We start from the raw sequence: 19,868 nt of genomic DNA, 5'->3' as shown, positions 1-19,868 counted from the left end.
TTTCAAAAATCGGCTTTCAGAACCACGCGGTAACGCGCCTTACCGTTGCGCACATGCTGGATGGCGTCGTTTATTTTCGACATCGGGAACAGTTCGGTGGTCGGCGCAACCTTGCTGCGGGCCGCAAAGCGCATCAGCTTACGAAGCTCATAAGGTGTGCCGGTTGCTGAACCAGAGACGCTGCGGTCGCCCGCAATTAACGTAAAGGCCGGAACAGACAGCGGCGTGAGGACCGCACCGACGGTGTGGAAATTACCGCCATACGTCAGCGCCTCAAAATAAGGCTGCCAGTCGAGGCTGACGTTGACGGTGTTGATAATGAGATCGAACTGCCCCGCAAGTGTTTTCAGTGCCTGCGGATCGCGGCTATTCACCACTTTATCGGCACCCATCGCCAGTACTTCCTGCTCTTTCGCAGGATTCGAACTAAAGGCTGTCACCTCGCATCCCATTGCGTGCAGAAGTTTTATAGCGATATGCCCCAGCCCGCCAATACCAATTACCCCAACGCGGCTGGTAGCAGTGATATGGTGCATCAACAGTGGTTTAAAGACCGTGATACCGCCGCACAACAGCGGCCCGGCGGACTCGATATCAATATTTTCTGGCAGTGGAATCACCCATTGCCAGTCCGCACGCAACTTCTCGGCAAAGCCACCGCGATTCATAATCGTCGGCACCGCACCTTGCTCGCAGTTGATCTGATTACCGCTAATACAGGCGTCGCAGTGACCACAGCTACGCGCCGTCCAGCCAATCCCGACACGCTGACCGACCTGCAAACCTTTATCCTGCGCGGCGCTCCCGAGCGCCACCACGCGCCCAATCACCTCATGCCCGGCAACCAGCGGATATTGTGAAAATCCCCATTCGTTATCGATCATTGACAGATCGGAATGACAGATCCCGCAGTAATCCACCTGCACTTCAACATCTTGTGGCTTCAGCTCACCGGGATCGTACTCATAAACTTCCAGTTCGCCGCCCGCTTCTTTTGCGGCATAGCTTTTTATCATCGACATTTTTTGGTCCTTCTCGGGTGTTGTCTGGGAAGTGTAGAGCATGGCAGGGCGGGGTGCCTGGAGTGTGACAAAGGTTACACATCGCTGTATGCAATGCTGAAAATTTCAGCACTTAGCGAGGTGCGAGCAAGCTGGCGCTTGCATGGTGGCGTGCGACAGGTATAATCCACAACGTTTTCCGCATACCTCTTCAGTGCCGAAGTGGCGAAATCGGTAGACGCAGTTGATTCAAAATCAACCGTAGAAATACGTGCCGGTTCGAGTCCGGCCTTCGGCACCACATCGTATGCAAATCGAGTCGCTCAAGGGCGGCTTTTTTTGTGCCTGGAATCCAGTATTTACCTATCATTCCCGCTATATTAACTCTCTCAAGGCGAACCAACTTCAACGTACATCTACCAACAGATGATGGTATTTCCGTTTCGAAAATGCTTGTACCTAGAGGCAGGGGATAAGCAATACAAACTGACCGATGGCAGCGGAATGCACCTGCTTGTTCCTCTTAATGGTTCTGAGTATTAGCGTTTGCAGTACCGTTTTGCAGGTAAGCAGATCAGTTTAGTAAACGATCTTTTCAGATATAATCTGGTGATAATTTACTCTGCAAAAACAGGACGTAATATTGAATAGCTCTGAAGACGATTTGCTTGAAGTGGCGTGGTATTTGTCGAAGTACGGAAAATCTCAACCACCCGCAGGACTGGGTGTTCAGAAATGGAAAGAGGCTTTTGCCTTGTTTTATCCTCGATTTGGAGCGGGCAAAACTGCCAGTGAGTTTCACAATAGTCTGAAAAATAGTCGTGACCGTTTTGATTCCTGGCTTAGTGATGTACGTGTCGGCTGGCTTGACGAGCAGGGCGCTCCTGCTGCGCTTTCTCATTCAGCGCAGCGTGTGTATCAGCGAATGAGTGTGCTTTCAGACAGTGCGATTGAGCAGCGCGTTCTTTCGTTAATATCTTCTGCTGGAGATGAACAGGCACAACGAGACTGTCTTGCTATTCAGCAGGATAAAAGTATTGAAGATACCGTACGCGAGCAGCTGATTGCGGCACGGCTGGGGCAAGGTACCTTTCGGAAAAATTGTCTCATGTTGTATCCGGCATGCCCTGTTACGGGAACGACTTTTGCACCTTTACTGCGTGCCAGCCATATAAAGCCGTGGGCTGCCTGCGAGAATGGAAATGAACGTCTTGATCCTTTTAATGGAATTATATTGGCTGCGCATATTGATATTCTATTCGATCAGGGATGGATTTCGTTTGAGAACGATGGGCATTTATTAATTAGTAAGGCGCTGGATATTAGCGTTAAAGAGCAATGTTTGTTGCCGGAGAAAATAAAGGCGTTTTCTGTTGAATCGTATTGTTATCTGGAGTGGCATCGGAAGAATTTACTGAGATAATTAAGTTTTGACGAGAATGCCTTTGATATAGGATGTCGCGATTCGTTTGGTAAGGGGAAAGTTACAAAATGAAGATGGTAAAAATATATTCAACAGGAGGTTGTGATGCTGCAACACGTGAAGGTTCGGCGGAAATTGTGCTGGAATGCGAAGGAAAAATAAAATATCTGACTTTCTCCTACAGTGATACGACCGCAAATAGATGCATTCTCCATGGCTTAATTGATGGTGTGAATTGTTTGAAGAAACCCTGTAACGTTGAATTAATCAGTTCATGTGAGCTCGGTGTGAAGAAAGCGCAGAAAGGAAAGGGAGTTAATGTTGATTTGCACCAGGAATTATGTGGAATCTTGATAAAGAAAGAATGTGAATATTCTTTTTCTGTCATGCATGGTGAAGGCGACATTTTGAATGCTTTTATTCGCAAGCATCGGACAAAACGATAGCTGGCGCGCCTACATACAGAACCATCTTCGACAGCGATATTTTCTGAACTTACAGGCTCCAATATTGCACTGAACGCTGTCCAGCAGGGCTCACGGGCTTTCGGGGCGTGCTGCGCAGCCGGTAATCCTTTGCTGCTTCGGTTATAAAGCTTTTATGTGCCATGCAACATGATATGGTCGTTTTCTGAACTCCGTATAACCTGAGTATTTGTATCGAAGCGTGAACAAAACATTGCAGCCAGCCTTTCAACGTGGACAATAGTTATCCATACGGTGATTTTATATTCGATAAATCAATGGATTTCATTGAGTCATAGGACTGGTAATGGATGAAAATGCTTTAGGGTTTGCCTCATACTGGCGCAACTCGCTTGCAGATGCTGAGTCAGGAAAGGGCAGTTTTGAACGGAAAGACGCCAAAAATTTCACTCACTGGCATGGGATAGCGGCGGGACGTCTTGACGAAGCGATTGTCAGTAAATTTTTTGAGGGAGAAAAAGACGATGTCGAAACGGTCGATGTCGTCTTGCGCCCAAAAGTTTATTTTCGGTTACTGCAGCATGGTAAGGACCGTTCCGCAGGCGCACCTGATATTGTTACCCCGCTAGTGACGCCAGCCTTGCTAAGCCGTGAGGGTTTTTTATATCCGACGCCAGCGACCTCCATTCCCAGAGACCTGCTTGAACCTTTGCCAAAAGGAGCATTTTCGATTGGTGATATTGGGCAGTATGACAAATACAAGACAATCCATACCTCGTTCTCTATCAACTTTGATGACAGCATTGATAAGACTGCCGAAACGGATGAAGAACGGGAAGCACGATATGCAGCCTTGCAGCAGGAGTGGCGTCAATATCTGGATGATTCAGAGAGGCTGCTGAAGAATGTTGCCGGCGACTGGATTAAAAATCCTGAGCAATATGTACTCGCTGAGCACGGTTATATTGTTAAAACGGCGCAATCTGGCGGTGCCAGTTTCCATATCCTTTCTCTTTATGATCACCTGCTTGTTTGCAAGAAGGATGTGCCGCTCTTCAATCGCTTCGCCTCGCGAGAGGTTCATGCTGCAGAGTCTTTGCTGGCCCCAGGAGCAAAATTCAGCGACAGGCTTGGACACTCCGGAGATAAGTTTCCGCTGGCAAAGGCTCAGCGCGATGCCTTAAGCCATTTTCTGGATGCAAGACATGGCGATATCCTTGCTGTTAATGGACCTCCGGGAACCGGAAAAACCACGCTGGTGCTTTCTATCATCGCCACGCAGTGGGCCAGAGCAGCTCTCGAAAAATCTGAGCCTCCGGTTATTATCGCGACTTCAACGAATAACCAGGCTGTAACGAACATTATTGAGGCATTCGGGAAAGACTTTTCGCAAGGTTCAGGTGCGATGGCCGGACGATGGTTGCCAGAGCTGAAAAGCTTCGGCGCTTATTTTCCCTCAAGCACTCGTAAAGCTGAGGCAGCCAAAAAATATCAAACTGAAGATTTCTTCACCCAGGTTGAGTCAAAAGAGTATGTAGAGGATGCACTGCTGTTTTATCTGGAGAAGGCTAAGGCAGCCTTTCCTGAAAAAGAGTGTTCATCCCCTGAAAAGATCATTGAACTCCTGCATGGTCAGTTGGCAGCAAAATCCGAGCAACTGATAAGACTGAACGCAACATGGCAAATGTTAAGCCAGATTCGGGCTGCGCGTGAGCTTATTGCTAATGATATTGAGCAATATCTCGATAATTTAAATAAATTACTTTCCGGACAAGAACAAAAAGTCACTCTACTGAAGAGTGCTAAAACGGAATGGAAAAAATATCGCGCCGGTGAATCACTGATCTATTCATTATTTTCCTGGCTCCCGGCGGTTCGCAATAAGCGACAGTACCAAATACAGCTGTTTCTCGAAGATAAATTAGGCGCGCTGATTGCAGGAAATCAGTGGTCTGATCCTGAAACTATCGAACGTAATATTGATGGGCTGCTCAATTCCGCTGAGCGCGAGCAAACAACATACCGGCAGCAGATTGACTCCGCCCATGAAATCGTTCTTAAAGAACAGCAGGCGGTTCAGGAGTGGCAGAGGCTGGCATTTGATTTAGGGTATGAGGGCGACGAGGAACTGAGCTTCTCACAGGCCGATGAACTGGCTGATACGCAGATTCGCTTCCCTGCATTTTTACTGACGACTCACTACTGGGAAGGTCGTTGGCTGATGGATATGGCCAGAATTGATGATCTGCAGGAAGAGAAGAAGAAACAAGGCGCTAAAGGGGTAACCGCCCGTTGGCAACGTCGAATGAAACTCACTCCATGTGTGGTGATGACATGCTATATGCTGCCCGGCAATATGCAGATAAGTGAGCACAAAGGACAACGTAAATTCGAGAAAAGTTATTTGTATGATTTTGCCGATTTACTCATTGTCGATGAAGCCGGGCAGGTGCTTCCTGAAGTGGCTGCTGCCTCGTTTGCATTAGCTAAGAAGGCATTAGTGATTGGCGATACGGAGCAGATCCCGCCAATATGGAGTATTGCTCCCGCGATTGATGTCGGTAACATGCTGGCGGAAAAAATTCTGTCTGGCAGTACGCAAGAAGAGATTACCGAGAAATATACGGCAATCGCAGACCTTGGTAAAAGTGCCGCATCTGGCAGCGTTATGAAAATAGCGCAGTTTGCTTCGCGCTATCAATATGATCCCGAACTGGCTCGTGGTATGTACCTATATGAACACCGCCGGTGCTTCGATAATATTATTGGATACTGTAATACGCTCTGCTATCACGGTAAGTTGTTGCCTAAAAGAGGGCGTGAAGAGAGCAATTTAATGCCCGCAATGGGTTATCTCCATATTGATGGTAAAGGAGAGCAGGCAAGTAGTGGAAGTAGATATAATTTGCTTGAGGCTGAAACGATAGCGGCCTGGTTGGCAGAGAACCAGCAAAATATTGAAGCGCATTACGGCAAATCGCTTCAAGAAGTTGTCGGTATCGTGACGCCTTTTAGCGCGCAGGTATCCACTATAAAACAGGCGCTGGGTAAACAAGGTATCAGTACGGGCGCGAATGAAAAGTCGCTCACAGTGGGCACCGTGCACTCTCTTCAGGGAGCGGAAAGAGCGATTGTTATATTCTCGCCAGTCTATTCAAAACATGAAGACGGCGGGTTTATTGATAGCGATAACAGCATGCTGAATGTTGCAGTCTCCCGTGCGAAGGATAGCTTCCTGGTCTTCGGCGATATGGATCTGTTTGAGATCCAGCCTCCCTCATCTCCGCGAGGATTGCTGGCAAAATATCTCTTTGAGTTCGAGAAGAATGCGCTCTCTTTTGATTATAAAGAGCGTAAGGATTTAAAAACTTCCGAGACCAAAATCTACACACTTCATGGTGTGGAGCAGCATGATAACTTCCTGAATCAGACGTTTGAAAATACCGATAAACACATCACGATAGTTTCTCCATGGCTGACCTGGCAAAAGCTGGAGCAAACGGGTTTTCTTGATTCCATGATTGCGGCGTGTTCACGTGGTATTAACGTCACGATAGTCACTGACAGAAGCTACAACACTGAACATAAAGATTTTGAGAAGCGAAAAGAGAAGCAGCAGAACCTTAAAGCGGCGCTGGAGAAACTGAATGCGCTGGGTATTGCTACAAAGCTGGTAAACCGTGTTCATAGCAAAATTGTTATTGGTGATGATGGTTTGCTATGCGTGGGATCGTTCAACTGGTTTAGTGCGACACGGGAAGCGCGATATGAACGATACGATACATCGATGGTTTACTCTGGTGATAACCTGAAAGGTGAGATTGAGGCTATTTATAATAGTCTTGATAGGCGTCAGGTTTAGAACAGACATTTTGATTAGCCATCTTATCGGTGTTTTTCCCCTGGATAAGGTGGCTGAATGGAATGATCACGTCCCGGTATAACGATGAAGTATTTTCAGAAGGAATTATTGTGGCGACTAAGATGTGGATGATCCGCGGTGATGGCGGAAAATTGTACGACGACTTCAGAGACAAACAGGTTGTTGCAATTGGTTGGTCGCAGCTCGCTCCCTATGTGAAACCTGGATGCTCAAGAGAGCAGTTGTTTACCCGGTATCAGGAGCTTGAGCCACAGACTAAGCCAGGCACAGTTCGTTCTGGAGCTTCTCAGGTCTGGCGCTTTGTGAATGAAATGCAGAAAGGCGACTGGGCTATCACTTATTCACCTTCTAATCGGACCTATTTAATAGGGAAAATAGCGTCAGATTTTGAGTTTCATGCCGAGTGGCTTGAAGATGGCATGGGCATCGCCCGTAAAGTGAAGTGGAATGCGGAAGAGATTAAGCGCGATAGTCTGAGTGATGCAACTAGAAACACCCTTGGTTCAACGCTGACAGTTTTTCAGGTGCCTGATTTTGCTGTGAATGAATTAGTGCAGGGCAATAAGCCTGTCTCAGATATCGTGCCGGAAGTACCTGTTTCAGGTGAAGAGGATGAGGTCGTTTCTAATCCTCTGCGCGACATGGAAATGATCGCTTTTGAAGGCATCAAGGATCGTATCAACCGTCTCGACTGGGATGAGATGCAGAATCTGGTCGCTGGCGTGTTACGCAGCATGGGATATAAAACTCAGGTATCGCCTGCGGGTGCTGACCGTGGGAAAGACATCATTGCTTCGCCTGACGGATTTGGGTTTGAAAATCCGCGCATTATTGTTGAGGTGAAGCACCGGCGGGAACAGATGAGCAGCCAGCAAATCCGTAGCTTTATCGGTGGCCGCCATAAAGACGATCGCGGGCTGTATGTCAGTACCGGCGGATTCAGCAAGGATGCGCGTTATGAGGCCGATCGTTCTACAATCCCGTTGACGCTATGGACGCTGGATGATTTGGTACGCGCGTTAGTTGAAAACTATGAGCAAGTGGATATAGAGACTAAGCTATTGGTGCCGCTTAAGAAAACGTATTTGCCAGCATGAATTTGCAACGCCTATTTTTGTATTTACAGGCGTTGCTGTAACTACAGCAGGAGCCCATTAATTTCGTCCCCAAGTAACAGCGCTCTGGCAAGATTAAATTGCACCATTTCTCAACGCCTATTGAGATATTGCCAATAATGACAGCACAAAAATCGGGCAGTATGCCCGACTGTGATATGGCAAATTATCGGGACATTCTTTGCTTGATTAGCCCGAAGAACATTTCCCAGAGATGTTCCGACATACCTTCATTGGTCAATAGTTCGTCTCGTGAAGTTCCTCGACTGAAGCCTCCCATCAGAGCACGAAAACCAAGAGTCTGGCCGTTATCAGCAAGGCTTAGAGTTTCGTTAATACTGTTTCGAACAACATTATCCTGGCTATAACAGATATCTCCCATTCCATGATGTTGATTGCCTCGCCAGATGCCACATTGGCCGACCTTACTGCCATTGATATACACGGCACAGGTGAATGAATCTGTATCAAGCCGATTAAAATCGATATCTAATCCGGGGTGGCGCTTTTTGAGTTCATCTAACGAATTTTCAAAATAGCGGGCAACATATTCAAAGCCCTCACGTCTGGCACGATCTTTATCCAGATCGGTAAATTTCTTGGGTAGAGTAAGGTTGCTTGAACGCGGTGTAAAAACGGAATCTACTCCCTGAAAGATCGGATTCGCCGGAGCCGGTGAAGGGATATGTATGGTTTGCTGTGGTTTTTTGGCTTCCATCCGGGCAATGGCACGCGAGACAGCCTCGACGACCTGAACGTAGCCTTCATCGTGGGTGGCAAACTTAGTGATGGGTTTACCGTCGATAGTCGCCGCCATAATGCTGCCGAATTCTAACTGATGCCATGCACAGTCTCTTAAAATTACCGGAATGACCACTGCCTCGCCCCGGTTATGCCGTTCCAGTGCGTTTTTCATCTCTACCTGATAGCAGTAATCAGAAGCAATAAAGTCACTGCTGATCAGGATCAGGATGATATCTGCTTGCGAAAAATAGTGGTCGATCTGACGTTCGAACTCCTGACCAGGAACGATGCGGCGATCGTGCCATGTTGTGATCTTCCCGGTTCGCTTCAGCGGGGAGAGATGCTTCTCAAGTTCATTGCGTAGTGCTTCATCTGCATGGGAATAGGAAAAAACGAGAGTGGTTATAGCGCGTAAGATGCTCCGATGGAGAAATGAGGAAATGCCGCCATTTTGCGCCAATAAGGGTAAAAGAGTAATCCCCTATTACCACAAGGTATTGATGCGGAAATCAGCCCTTCAACTTGGTATCATTCTGATGCCAGAGTATTATCTCTGGCAATTTCCTTGATTTAAGCAACTTGGGTAAAGGCGTCATACGTATTGAACGCTCAGGTGGTTGTGGAATCGCTTTGCTTGCTTTTTTACTGTGAAATCCATGAGTTGCTGAGAGTTCAAGCACTGCAGGATCGAAAAGAGACAACAATGACACTGATTAACCTAAAAGATCTCGAGGCCCATCTATGGCATGCAGCCCATATTATTACAGGGCCCATTGATGCGTCAGATTACAAAACGTACATTTTCCCCATCTTGTTCTTCAAGCGCATTTGTGACGTGTATGACGAAGAATTTGCTGATGCGATGGAGAGCGTTGGGGATGCAGAGCTTGCCAAGGGCAAGATGTTTCACCGTATTCAGATACCTGAAAATTGCCACTGGCGCGATGTTTTCGCTGAGACCAAGGACATCGGTCAGGCTTTAAAAGAGTCCTTCCGTGGTATAGAACTGGCAAACCCTAAACTGCATGGCATTTTTGGCGATGCCAGCTGGACCAATAAAGAACGCCTTTCTGATGAGTTACTGGCTACGTTACTCAATCACTTCAATAAGGTGAACCTTGGCGTTTCTAGTGTCCGTGACGATGATATGGGGCGCGCATACGAGTATCTGATCAAACGCTTTGCAGACAAAGCCAATAAGAAAGCCGGTGAGTTCTATACCCCACGAACTATCGTTCGTTTGATGGTTAACATTCTTGATCCAAAAGCCGGTGAGAGTGTCTACGATCCCGCCTGTGGTACCGGTGGTATGCTGCTTGAGACCATCCACCATGTAAAAGAAAATGGTGGTGATCCGCGTTTACTAAAAATCAAGGGTCAGGAAAAGAACTTAACGACGGAAGCTATTGCGCGTATGAATCTGTTCCTGCATGGACAGGAAGATTTCGATATTGTCCGAGGGGATACTTTACGCGAACCTAAATTTTTAAAAAGCGATCGTTTAGAAACCTTTGACTGCGTTGTTGCCAACCCACCGTTTAGCTTAAAAGAATGGGGATACGATCTGTGGTCGAACGATCCCTATGGCCGTAAGCAATATGGCCTGGCGCCTAAAACAAATGGTGATTTTGCCTGGGTGCAGCATATGTTTGCTTCACTTAACGACAATGGACGTATGGCAGTCGTATTACCTCATGGTGTGCTGTTTCGTGGCGGCGCAGAGGGGGCAATTCGAACCAAATTACTGCAAGAGAATCGCATTGTGGCGATTATTGGTGTTGCTTCCAACCTGTTCTATGGGACTGGGATTCCTGCGTGTATTTTGGTGCTGCGTAAATCACGTCCGGCCGCGCATAAAGATCATGTATTGATCATCAATGCTGAAGAAATCTATACCAAGGGACGTGCGCAGAATACGCTGTCCAACAAGCAGGCCGATGAAATATACCAAATCTATCATGACCAGGCGCAACAAGGGCCAGATGCAAAAGAAATCGAAGGCGTTGCACGCTGGGTTCCTCTGAAGGAGATTGAAGAAAATGACTTCAATCTAAATATTGCTCGTTATGTGCAAAAGCCACTCGAAGAAGAAACCATCACTGTGGAAGAGGCGCTCAAAGATTTTCAACGGAAGCTGGCTGAGCTGGAAAAAGCAGAAGAGGAGCTGGAGGCCCTGCTTATCAAAGAAGGTTTCGAGGTATGAGTATTATGAGTAATAAAAAGCTGGAAGAGCTGCTCTGGGGAGCCGCCGAATTTCTTCGTGGCCAAATTGACGCATCAGACTACAAGCAGTATATCTTCCCGTTGCTGTTTTACAAACGCCTGTCAGATGTCTATCTGGAAGAATATAACGAGGCGATGGAGCTCCATGAAGGCGATGCTGAATACGCCGCCATGCCGATGTTTCACCGTTTCAATATTCCCTGTGAAGCCAGTTGGGAAAAGGTACGCAATACCAGTAAAAACATTGGTGAAGCGATCCAGAATGCGCTTCGACTAATTGAAGCCAATAATCCGCGTTTACATGGCGTCTTCGGTGATGCGCAGTGGACCAATAAAGAGCGCCTGCCCGATCATCTGCTGGCTGATCTGATTGAACATTTCAGTAAAATACCGCTCGGTATTAAATCTGTCGCTCAGGATGATCTTGGTGAGGCCTACGAATACCTGATTAAAAAGTTCGCTGATGATTCCGGTCATACGGCAGCAGAGTTTTACACCAACCGAACAGTTGTGCATTTAATGACGCGCATTATGAGCTTAAAACCGGGTGAAACAGCCTATGATCCAACGTGTGGCACTGGTGGGATGTTGCTAAATGCAGTGATGGATCTCCGTGCAAGAGGTGAAGAGTGGCGCTCTGTGCACCTTTATGGTCAGGAAGTGAACCTGCTGACTTCCGCTATTGCTCGTATGAATATGTTCCTGCACGATATTGAAGAGTTTGATGTGCTGCGTGGTGATACTTTGGCTGAGCCAAAGTTTATTGAAAACGATCGGCTCAAGCAGTTTGATGTGATTTTTGCTAACCCACCGTACTCCATTAAGAAATGGAATCGTGACAAGTTTGCCGCCGATCCCTATGGGCGTAATCTTTATGGTGTACCACCGCAGGGCTGCGCTGATTATGCGTTTTATACCCATATAATCAAAAGCTTAAAACCTGATACCGGTCGTGCAGCCATGCTCTGGCCGCACGGTGTACTGTTCCGCGATTCAGAGCAATCCATACGTAAACAGGTCATTGAATCGGACATTATTGAAGCAGTGATTGGGCTGGGACCAAATCTGTTTTACAACTCGCCGATGGAATCTTGTGTGGTGGTGCTTAATTGCAATAAACCAGTCGAACGCAAAAACAAGGTTTTGTTTATTAACGGGGTTGAGCATGTCACCCGTGAACGCGCTCATAGTCGCCTATCCGATGAGGATTTGGAGGTATTATGCGAGGCTTATTTTAATCCGGAGAAAAAAAGCGATATAACCGCTTTAGTGGATATCGAAGCTATTAAAGAAAACCTTTATAACCTGTCAATTCCACTGTATGTGCAAGCACAAAACAACGGTGAAGTACATAATATTGAACATGCGATTGAAGCGTGGAAAGTAAGCCGTACTCAGTTGAAAAAGCAAACTAATAAATTATTCCAGAGCCTTGCAGAGCTTGGATATAACGTTGAAAGCAAGGTGGAGCAGTAAATGACAGAACAGCAATTACCTGAAGGCTGGCAAATGGTGAAGTTTGGCGATATCGCTAAACATATCTCTAAACGAGTGGAACCGAGCGAGACAGACCTTGAAATTTATGTCGGTTTGGAGCATTTAGACCCTGACAGCCTGAAAATCAAACGTCATGGTACACCCAGCGACGTTGAAGGGCAGAAGCTTTTAGTGAAAAAAGGCCAGATTATTTTTGGTAAGCGTCGTGCTTATCAACGTAAGGTTGCTGTAGCTGATTGGGATTGTATTTGTTCGGCTCATGCCATGGTGCTGGAAGCCAATTCAGCAAAGGTTATTCCTGAGTTTTTGCCATTTTTTCTGCAGTCTGATGTATTTATGAATCGCGCAGTAGCGATTTCTGAAGGTTCATTATCTCCTACAATAAAATGGAAAACGCTAGCAACGCAAACCTTCTTATTTCCCAGTATTAACCAACAAAAGAAAATGCTCAAAGTCTTTCAATCAATTGAAGAGACTATAAGGCAGTGTTGGCGTTTAATTAATAGTTCAATTACACTTCGTTCTGCAACAAGAGCTGAGGTTTTATATAAGGGTGGAAGCTCAAAGAACTTAATTTCAACTCATTGGGGAAATGTTCCTGAGGGGTGGGAAATTAAACCCTTGTCTTATTTGGCAACGATAAACCCAACTTACAGGTATGGCGATCAGTCGGAAGTCACTTTTTGCGAAATGGCTACTCTGGCTACCGACTCCATGAAAATTACTGGTGATTTAAGTATCAAGAAGATAGGAAGCGGTGGTTCGAGATTTAAGAATGGAGACATATTGTTTGCTCGTATTACGCCTTGCGCCGAAAATGGAAAAATGGCCATAGTTGATTTTTTAGAGGATAATTCAGTGGGGCAAGGCTCCACTGAATTTATAGTGCTGTCCCCGAAAAATATATCTTCTGAGTATCTTTATCATCTTTGCAGAACAAACCGTGTGCGGCAATTTGCCATAAACAATATGGAAGGTTCTACCGGGAGACAAAGAATACCTGCGCAAGTTTTTGAAAGTATTATGTTGCCTGTTCCTCCGAAAAACGAAATAAAGAGACTTGAAAATTGTTTATCAGACACGGAGAAATTACATTTGGTCGTTCTGTCAAAATTAGAAAGTATCATTAGAACGAAGAAATCTTATATGCAAAAAATATTTGAGGTGATATAAATGTTTAACGAACAAACCGTCACAGAAAATGGAATTATCGACCGTTTAAAAGGGTTAAGTGGGGTTAAGTGGACATACTGCCACGGAGAAAATCTGCCTAAGCAAGCGCAGGATATCTTTGTTGATGAGTGGCTAAAAGACGCGCTTTGTTCGTTAAACCCTGATATCGGCAGACAGCCTGACTATGCCGATGAGGTCATCTACAAACTGCGGGGAGTGGTTTTAGAGGCTCGCCATACCGGTTTGGTAAAGGCCAATGAAAACTTCCAGGAATGGTTGATGGCCGACAAAACCTTGCCTTTTGGTAAGAATGGCGACCATATCACCATCAATCTGATTGATTTTGACAATATAGAGAACAACCACTTTGTGGTGGCGCAGCAGGTTCACTATATCGCGGCCACTGAAGTCTATTTTGATATTGTTCTTTATGTGAACGGCATACCACTGGTAGTAGGCGAAGTTAAAACCGCAACACGCCCCAGCGTGACCTGGCAAGACGGTGCTGCCGATTTCATGGGTGGCAAAAAGTACTACTGGAAAAATGTTGAATCTTTCTTTGTACCTAACTTGCTGTGCTTTGCCAGCGAAGGTAAAACCTTTGCCTATGGAGCCATTAATGCCCGAGTTAAAGACTGGGGACCCTGGCATAATACTGAGCTTCGTGATGAAATTTTGCCGGGTCTGGCATCGGTACTCAATAGCTGTGAGAGTTTGTTAAATCCGCAAACCTTATTGCAGTTACTGGAATCTTTTGCATTATTTTCAACCGTCAAAACGGGCAAAAATACTCCACCTAAACGCGTTAAAATCCTGCCGCGTTATCCGCAATTTGAAGCTGCAAAACAAATTGTTGAGCGTGTTCGTAGAGGCTATCCAAAAAAAGGTCTTATTTGGCATTTCCAGGGATCGGGTAAATCCTTGTTGATGCTTTACGCCGCCAAAATGCTACGTGCCGATAATGCGTTAAAAAACCCGACGGTACTTATCGTTGTGGACCGGCGAGATCTGGACAGCCAAATTAACGAGACCTTTGGTGGAGCCGACGTTAAGAATCTGATTAAAGTGCAAAGCTGCAAAAAGTTGGGTGAATACATTGAACAAGACAGCCGTGGCATTTTAATCACCACCATCTTTAAATTTAAAGATATCGAAATTGACGATAGCAACCCTAATGGCCTGAACAACCGGGACAATATCATTGTGTTGGTTGACGAAGCTCACCGTACACAGGAAGGGGGATTAGGCGAGAAAATGCGCTGGGCGTTGCCCAATGCCCACTTCTATGGCCTGACTGGTACTCCGATTTCTGGCATTGATCGTAATACGTTCAAATTGTTCGGTGCCGAAGAAGATCCGGGTCGCTATATGAGCCGCTATAGCTATAAGCAGTCGATCCGTGACGGCGCAACTAACCCGGTGAAGTTCGAACCTCGGCTGGCTGAACTCCGAGTGGATCGTGATGCCATCAATGAAGAGTTCGAGCAACTGGCTACTGAAAACAACCTGGATGAAGAAGAGAAAGCAGCATTGTCCAGGCGTGCAGGCAAGCTGGCAATCATGCTGAAATCCCCTAGGCGTATGGCTGCGGTGAGTAATGATATTGCTGAGCATTTTACCAACCATGTTATGCCGAAAAAGATGAAAGGCATGGTTGTGGTATACGATCGCGAAGCCTGTGTGCAGATGTATTATTTGCTCGGTGAAAAGCTTGGTTTTGATGCGGTTGAAGTGGTTATGAACGTTGACCAGGCTCCGGTTAAAGTTGAAGAGGGTGGCAAAAAAGACAAGCTCAACAAGGATTGGCTTAAATGGCATGATGAGTTGGAGCTGCCTGTCAAACAAGTCGATTTTGAACGCTGGCAGCACATCGATGCCGAAGAGCAGGTGCAAAAGGATCTAATTGAGTGCTTTAAAGATCCTGAACATCCATTACAGCTTATTATCGTAACCGCCAAGCTGCTTACGGGCTTTGATGCCCCGATTTGCTACTGCATGTACCTCGATAAGCCTCTACGCGATCATACCCTTCTGCAGGCCATGTGCCGAACTAACCGGCTGTACGAAACCGATACTGTACGCAAGGACATGGGATTAATTATCGACTACCTCGGCGTTTTCGAAAATCTGCGTACCGCTCTGGCCTATAACCCTGAAGAAATTGAAGGAGTTGTAGAGGGAATTGAGGCATTTAAAGAGCTATTGCCGTTACAACTGAATAAATGTTTGTCCTTCTTCCCTGGTGTGGATCGGTCCATAGCTGGTTTTGAAGGTATTATGGCCGCGCAGGAATGCCTGCCGACCAACGAGAAGCGCGATGAATTCGCTGCCAGCTTTGGTGTGTTATCCAAGTTATGGTCAGCTATCAACCCAGATCCTTTTTTGACCTCTTATCGTCAGGACTATAAATGGCTGGCGCAAATTTATGAATCGGTGCGTCCGGTAGGGCAGACAGGTGCGCTTGTTTGGGCTGCCCTTGGCCCCGAAACAATCAAGATGATCCATGAGCATACTGATATCAATCGTATTCGCGATGATATTGACGAGTTGGTCATGGACGAGCACGCTATTTTTACCCTGACCGCTAAAGAGCAGGAACAACGTGCCAAACGCCTGGAGATTGATCTTATGGGACGTTTGCGCGGCAGTCATGATCCTAAATTTGTGGCATTGGGCGAGCGCCTTGAAAAACTGCGTCAGGACTATGAAGCTGGTGTTATCAAGGCCATTGACTGGTTGAAAGGCCTGTTGGATGCAGCGAAAGATACCGTACAAGCCGAGCGCGAAACAGGCGAGCGCCCAGTAACTGAAGCTGATAATAAACAGGCGTTGACTAAGCTTTTCCTCGAAACACGTCCGGAAACTACCCCTAAGTTAATCGGTGATGTTGTAGAGCAAATTGATAAAATCGTGAAAGCTACCCGCTTTGATGGCTGGCAAAATTCCAACAGTGGCCCGCGCGAAATCCAAAAGGCGCTTTTACTGACCTTGGCCCCGTTTGGACTAGGGAAAGATAAAGAGTTGTTCCAGAAGGCGTATGGGTATATTGAGGAGCATTATTAATAGTAGCTTCAGCAGTACAGATATTGCAACTTACTTGCAACCAGTAGCAGGGTGTTTTATGGACACCCTGCTATTGTGATCTATTCTATTAAAAGACCTTTATACAAATTCTCTTTAAGTTCTCGCTTATCATTCATTATTTTTTCAATGAGCTTATTATATTGTTCAAGAGTATTATCTAACTCATCAAGCCACATATTTAATTTATGCTGGGTCGTTAAAGGAGGAATGCTAATTTCTACATTTTTTATTTGTGCTGTGGTTAAATATTGTTGAGCGGTACCAACGGCGAGCTTTCTTAAGTTTAAAGTAGATAATAATTTTGCAAGGTAGGGTGTTAAAACCTTATTAGGTGAATAATTCTTAATAATTAATGAATTATTTGTCACCCAAATATCACCTTGAACATACCGAACGTTTCCACAAAGAGCTCCGACCTTACCAATAATAATATTTTCACCATTTTCCATTGCCTCATTATTATATCCAATAACTCCATTTCCACCGTATACAGGAATTGGTCCAGTGGGTAACAGCCTGTTTTTTTGCAATAAATTTCCGGATTTTACTATTGCAATATTTCCAACTTTAAGTCTCTCAAATTCATATTCATGCGAATGATTTTTTATTGTTGACTCTAAGATTGCTATTTTTTCTCTTAATAAAGACAACTCGGTTAGTAATAATTCATTATTACGTATTGTCTGTTCAATGTTAACTATAGAATCACTAAGAAACTCATATGAGTTTCGCTCTTTATCTTTTAAGAGTAAGTTATAAGATGAAGGTGTATCACTAATATTGATAATCCAGGAGTGTTCAGTTATTGTTCTATTTTTTGCTGACTCTAAAAAATCTATAAAATCATCGAATTTTATAGTATTTGTACGTGAGTATTTTTCACCATTATTTAAATTGTAGAAAAATATTCTATCTGTTGGGCCAGAATTACTTATAAAAAGAATACATAATTTTACTGCAGTGTAAGGAAGCAATGCACCTGACGGTATAGATAAAATATATTCTAAATTATAATTTTGGAAGATCTTATCTTTAAGAGTGATGCACTCTTTACTCACATCATATAAAAAACGCTCTGGTAATATTATGGCTGCTTTGCCATTAACAGCGAGAGAGTCAATAACATGCTCCAGGAAGTAATAGTCTAGATTAGGTCCTTTATAATGTGTGTCAATATGAATATTATCCCAACCGCTCTTTTTTCCAAATGGTGGGTTAGTTAAAACAAAGTCATATTTTTTATTCTTATAGTTTTTATCTAAGCTATCTTTTAGTATTATTTCAAAATTAAATTCTTTATTGATTAAAAGGTTAACAATTGAGATTAGACAGGCAAATGATGATGTGTCATTACCAATAAGGGAATAATTAAAGTTTTTGTTTAAACTGTTGCCTTTAATATATCGTGCTGACTCTATTAATAAACCCCCAGTTCCACATGCTGGGTCGTAGATTGATGTGCCATCTGTAGGTGATAACATTTCAACCATGAGCTGAACTAAAGCAGATGGAGTAACATATTCCCCTGAACGACCCGATTCATTAACCATCCTAAGAATTAAAGATTGATAAGAATTTGCATATTGATAGAACTCTGTAAGTGAATGTATATGCGAAAGAGAATAATCTATATATTTAATTATTTCATGGTCATTGATGTTATTAATTAAAAAACCTATCTTACTCCTGAGGTTTTCAAGCATGTCGTGGTTTATATTTTTTATATCTATCGAGAAAATAAAACTTTCATATAGTTGCTGATAATAATATTTAATTTCATTAATGTTGTTGCTTGATATGTTTTTTATATCTGAAAATCTTTTATCATTTTCATAAAGATATAATTTTATATAATGTAAAAAAATAAATAATGAAATTAACTCTACTGCTTGTTCTGTATTTCTTATCGAACTCTTTTTCTTGATTAGTGTAAGTAGATCTTCAAATAAAGAGGTGTTCATTTTAATTTCTCCACCAAAAAATTGTACATGTTCACTATATCTTCACTGATCTCAGCAGGTGGTATAAGTTCTATATATAAGTAAAGTTTTGAGATATCTAATCCTATACCATCAGAATCAATTATTTTTGTGATGCAATGTTTTACGTTAAGCCGGCTAATTGCTGAATTATCTCCAGGATCGTTTTCTTTTAAATAACTGTTAGCCGGCAGATCACCATTGTTTATTTGCCCGATAAATCCATGATGAGACAATGCCGTATAAGATAATAAGTAGTTTTTTATTTCTCTTCTTTTCCAGGCAAGGAGATATATTTTATTTTTGTTTTTATTTTCTAACTTCGCTATATGTTTTGAATATTCACTTCCATTGACTTGAACTCCATCTTTCTGATAGGTAATTGGAGCCTCATCTTTGTCGCAGATCATGAATATTCTTTTGACTTTTTTATCAGTATTTACATTTAAAAGCGAATTAATCCACTCTATTTTTGGTTTTGCGAATTCTTGATTTAAATTATCATAACCAGAGGACTGTTTTATTGCATGGAGGCCATCTAACTTTGATACATCAAGTCCTTTTTTCTTTGCTAAGGCATAAAAAATAGTCCAATCATTATAATCATCCATCAATACTATGTTTTCTAGTTTACGACACACTTCGAACTGTACGTCTGATATTCTTGTCAAGACAGATAAACGTTCTATTATAGTTTTTATTTTATCGTCTTCTTTTATTTTTCCTTTGTCAACAATCTTTAAGTTTTTAAAATCATTATCAGTAGCTGTAATTGAGTCTAATAGATGGGTGGTTGTTATCGCATAACCATTAATACTATGTAGTCGATGCCATAAGAGCTCAATATTCTTGTTGGATTTGCCCCTATATTTCCAGACATCTGTTATCACTTAACCCATTACAAGCCCGCTGCCGCAGATATTCCCGTGGCGAGCGATAACCCAGCGCACTATGCGGATGCCATTCGTTATAATGCTCGAACGCCTCTGCAAGGTTCTTTGCTGCCGTTAACCCGTCTGGTTTGGGCATGATACTGATGTAGTCACGCTTTATCGTTTTCACGAAGCTCTCTGCTATTCCGTTACTCTCCGGACTCCGCACCGCCGTGTTCTTCGGTTCAAGTCCCAACATCCGGGCGAACTGGCGTGTTTCATTAGCCCGGTAGCATGAACCATTATCCGTCAGCCACTCCACTGGAGACGACGGAAGATCGTTGCCGAAGCGGCGTTCCACCGCTCCCAGCATGACGTCCTGTACTGTTTCACTGTTGAAGCCGCCGGTAGTGACCGCCCAGTGCAGTGCCTCACGATCACAGCAGTCC

13 protein-coding genes and 1 tRNA gene are annotated in these 19,868 nt (G+C 44.2%); 9 read left to right on the top strand and 5 right to left on the bottom strand.

Annotation, left to right across the window (positions count from 1 at the left end; all coding sequences use genetic code 11):
- Nucleotides 1-2: 2 nt before the first annotated feature.
- On the bottom strand, nucleotides 3-1,022 hold the full coding sequence (gene ahr / locus ACJHX7_RS15790) for an NADPH-dependent aldehyde reductase Ahr (RefSeq protein ID WP_001361370.1): 1,020 nt from the start codon (nucleotides 1,020-1,022) through the stop codon (nucleotides 3-5).
- A 195-nt stretch (nucleotides 1,023-1,217) separates the two neighbouring features.
- On the opposite strand from ahr, the gene ACJHX7_RS15785 reads away from it, so the two are divergent.
- From ACJHX7_RS15785 to ACJHX7_RS15765, 5 genes are all read left to right on the top strand, one after another.
- Nucleotides 1,218-1,302 (top strand) — tRNA-Leu (locus ACJHX7_RS15785).
- Nucleotides 1,303-1,644: 342 nt separating this feature from the next.
- Nucleotides 1,645-2,424 (top strand): HNH endonuclease, encoded by a 780-nt coding sequence (locus ACJHX7_RS15780; protein ID WP_001088803.1) that lies wholly within the window; start codon nucleotides 1,645-1,647, stop codon nucleotides 2,422-2,424.
- A 68-nt stretch (nucleotides 2,425-2,492) separates the two neighbouring features.
- Nucleotides 2,493-2,870: a hypothetical protein gene (locus ACJHX7_RS15775; protein WP_000784767.1), complete on the top strand. Its 378-nt coding sequence runs from the start codon at nucleotides 2,493-2,495 to the stop codon at nucleotides 2,868-2,870.
- Nucleotides 2,871-3,195: 325 nt separating this feature from the next.
- Nucleotides 3,196-6,711, top strand: a complete 3,516-nt coding sequence (locus ACJHX7_RS15770; protein WP_410231655.1) for an AAA domain-containing protein — start codon at nucleotides 3,196-3,198, stop codon at nucleotides 6,709-6,711.
- Nucleotides 6,712-6,839: 128 nt separating this feature from the next.
- Nucleotides 6,840-7,829, top strand: a complete 990-nt coding sequence (locus ACJHX7_RS15765; protein WP_086176906.1) for a restriction endonuclease — start codon at nucleotides 6,840-6,842, stop codon at nucleotides 7,827-7,829.
- A gap of 184 nt (nucleotides 7,830-8,013) precedes the next feature.
- Here the strand turns inward: ACJHX7_RS15765 and ACJHX7_RS15760 are convergent, their stop codons facing one another.
- Entirely contained in the window at nucleotides 8,014-8,997 is a 984-nt protein-coding gene (locus tag ACJHX7_RS15760) for a toll/interleukin-1 receptor domain-containing protein (RefSeq protein ID WP_024179470.1), read from the bottom strand.
- 297 nt (nucleotides 8,998-9,294) lie between these two features.
- Between ACJHX7_RS15760 and ACJHX7_RS15755 the strand changes: the two genes are divergently transcribed.
- Genes ACJHX7_RS15755 through ACJHX7_RS15740 form a run of 4 tightly spaced genes read left to right on the top strand, consistent with a single transcriptional unit; the run spans nucleotide 9,295 to nucleotide 16,547 of the window.
- Nucleotides 9,295-10,794: a class I SAM-dependent DNA methyltransferase gene (locus ACJHX7_RS15755; protein WP_000172638.1), complete on the top strand. Its 1,500-nt coding sequence runs from the start codon at nucleotides 9,295-9,297 to the stop codon at nucleotides 10,792-10,794.
- Nucleotides 10,795-10,799: 5 nt separating this feature from the next.
- Nucleotides 10,800-12,290 (top strand): class I SAM-dependent DNA methyltransferase, encoded by a 1,491-nt coding sequence (locus ACJHX7_RS15750; protein WP_001361369.1) that lies wholly within the window; start codon nucleotides 10,800-10,802, stop codon nucleotides 12,288-12,290.
- On the top strand, nucleotides 12,291-13,484 hold the full coding sequence (locus ACJHX7_RS15745; protein WP_000139624.1) for a restriction endonuclease subunit S: 1,194 nt from the start codon (nucleotides 12,291-12,293) through the stop codon (nucleotides 13,482-13,484). It begins immediately after the preceding gene.
- Entirely contained in the window at nucleotides 13,485-16,547 is a 3,063-nt protein-coding gene (locus ACJHX7_RS15740; protein ID WP_000481472.1) for a type I restriction endonuclease subunit R, read from the top strand.
- Between the two features lie 80 nt (nucleotides 16,548-16,627).
- Here ACJHX7_RS15740 and ACJHX7_RS15735 read toward each other — a convergent pair whose 3' ends face one another.
- The 3 genes from ACJHX7_RS15735 to ACJHX7_RS15725 all read right to left on the bottom strand — a co-directional run.
- Nucleotides 16,628-18,529 carry an N-6 DNA methylase gene (locus tag ACJHX7_RS15735; RefSeq protein ID WP_001097955.1) on the bottom strand — a complete coding sequence of 634 codons (1,902 nt, stop codon included), beginning with the start codon at nucleotides 18,527-18,529 and terminating at the stop codon, nucleotides 16,628-16,630.
- A complete protein-coding gene (locus tag ACJHX7_RS15730) occupies nucleotides 18,526-19,437 on the bottom strand; it encodes a hypothetical protein (RefSeq protein ID WP_410231654.1) in 912 nt (303 codons plus the stop codon). The genes ACJHX7_RS15735 and ACJHX7_RS15730 overlap by 4 nt, the downstream gene beginning before the upstream one ends.
- Nucleotides 19,412-19,868 (bottom strand): IS3 family transposase (locus ACJHX7_RS15725; protein ID WP_032224128.1); only part of this gene is annotated, 457 nt, incomplete at its 5' end. The genes ACJHX7_RS15730 and ACJHX7_RS15725, both read right to left, overlap by 26 nt.

It is taken from the genome of Escherichia sp. WS1451 (assembly GCF_046487365.1).
In the GTDB taxonomy this organism is placed as follows: domain Bacteria; phylum Pseudomonadota; class Gammaproteobacteria; order Enterobacterales; family Enterobacteriaceae; genus Escherichia; species Escherichia coli.
Note: the sequence above shows the minus strand (reverse complement) of the source record. Positions and strands in the feature narration are given on the sequence as shown.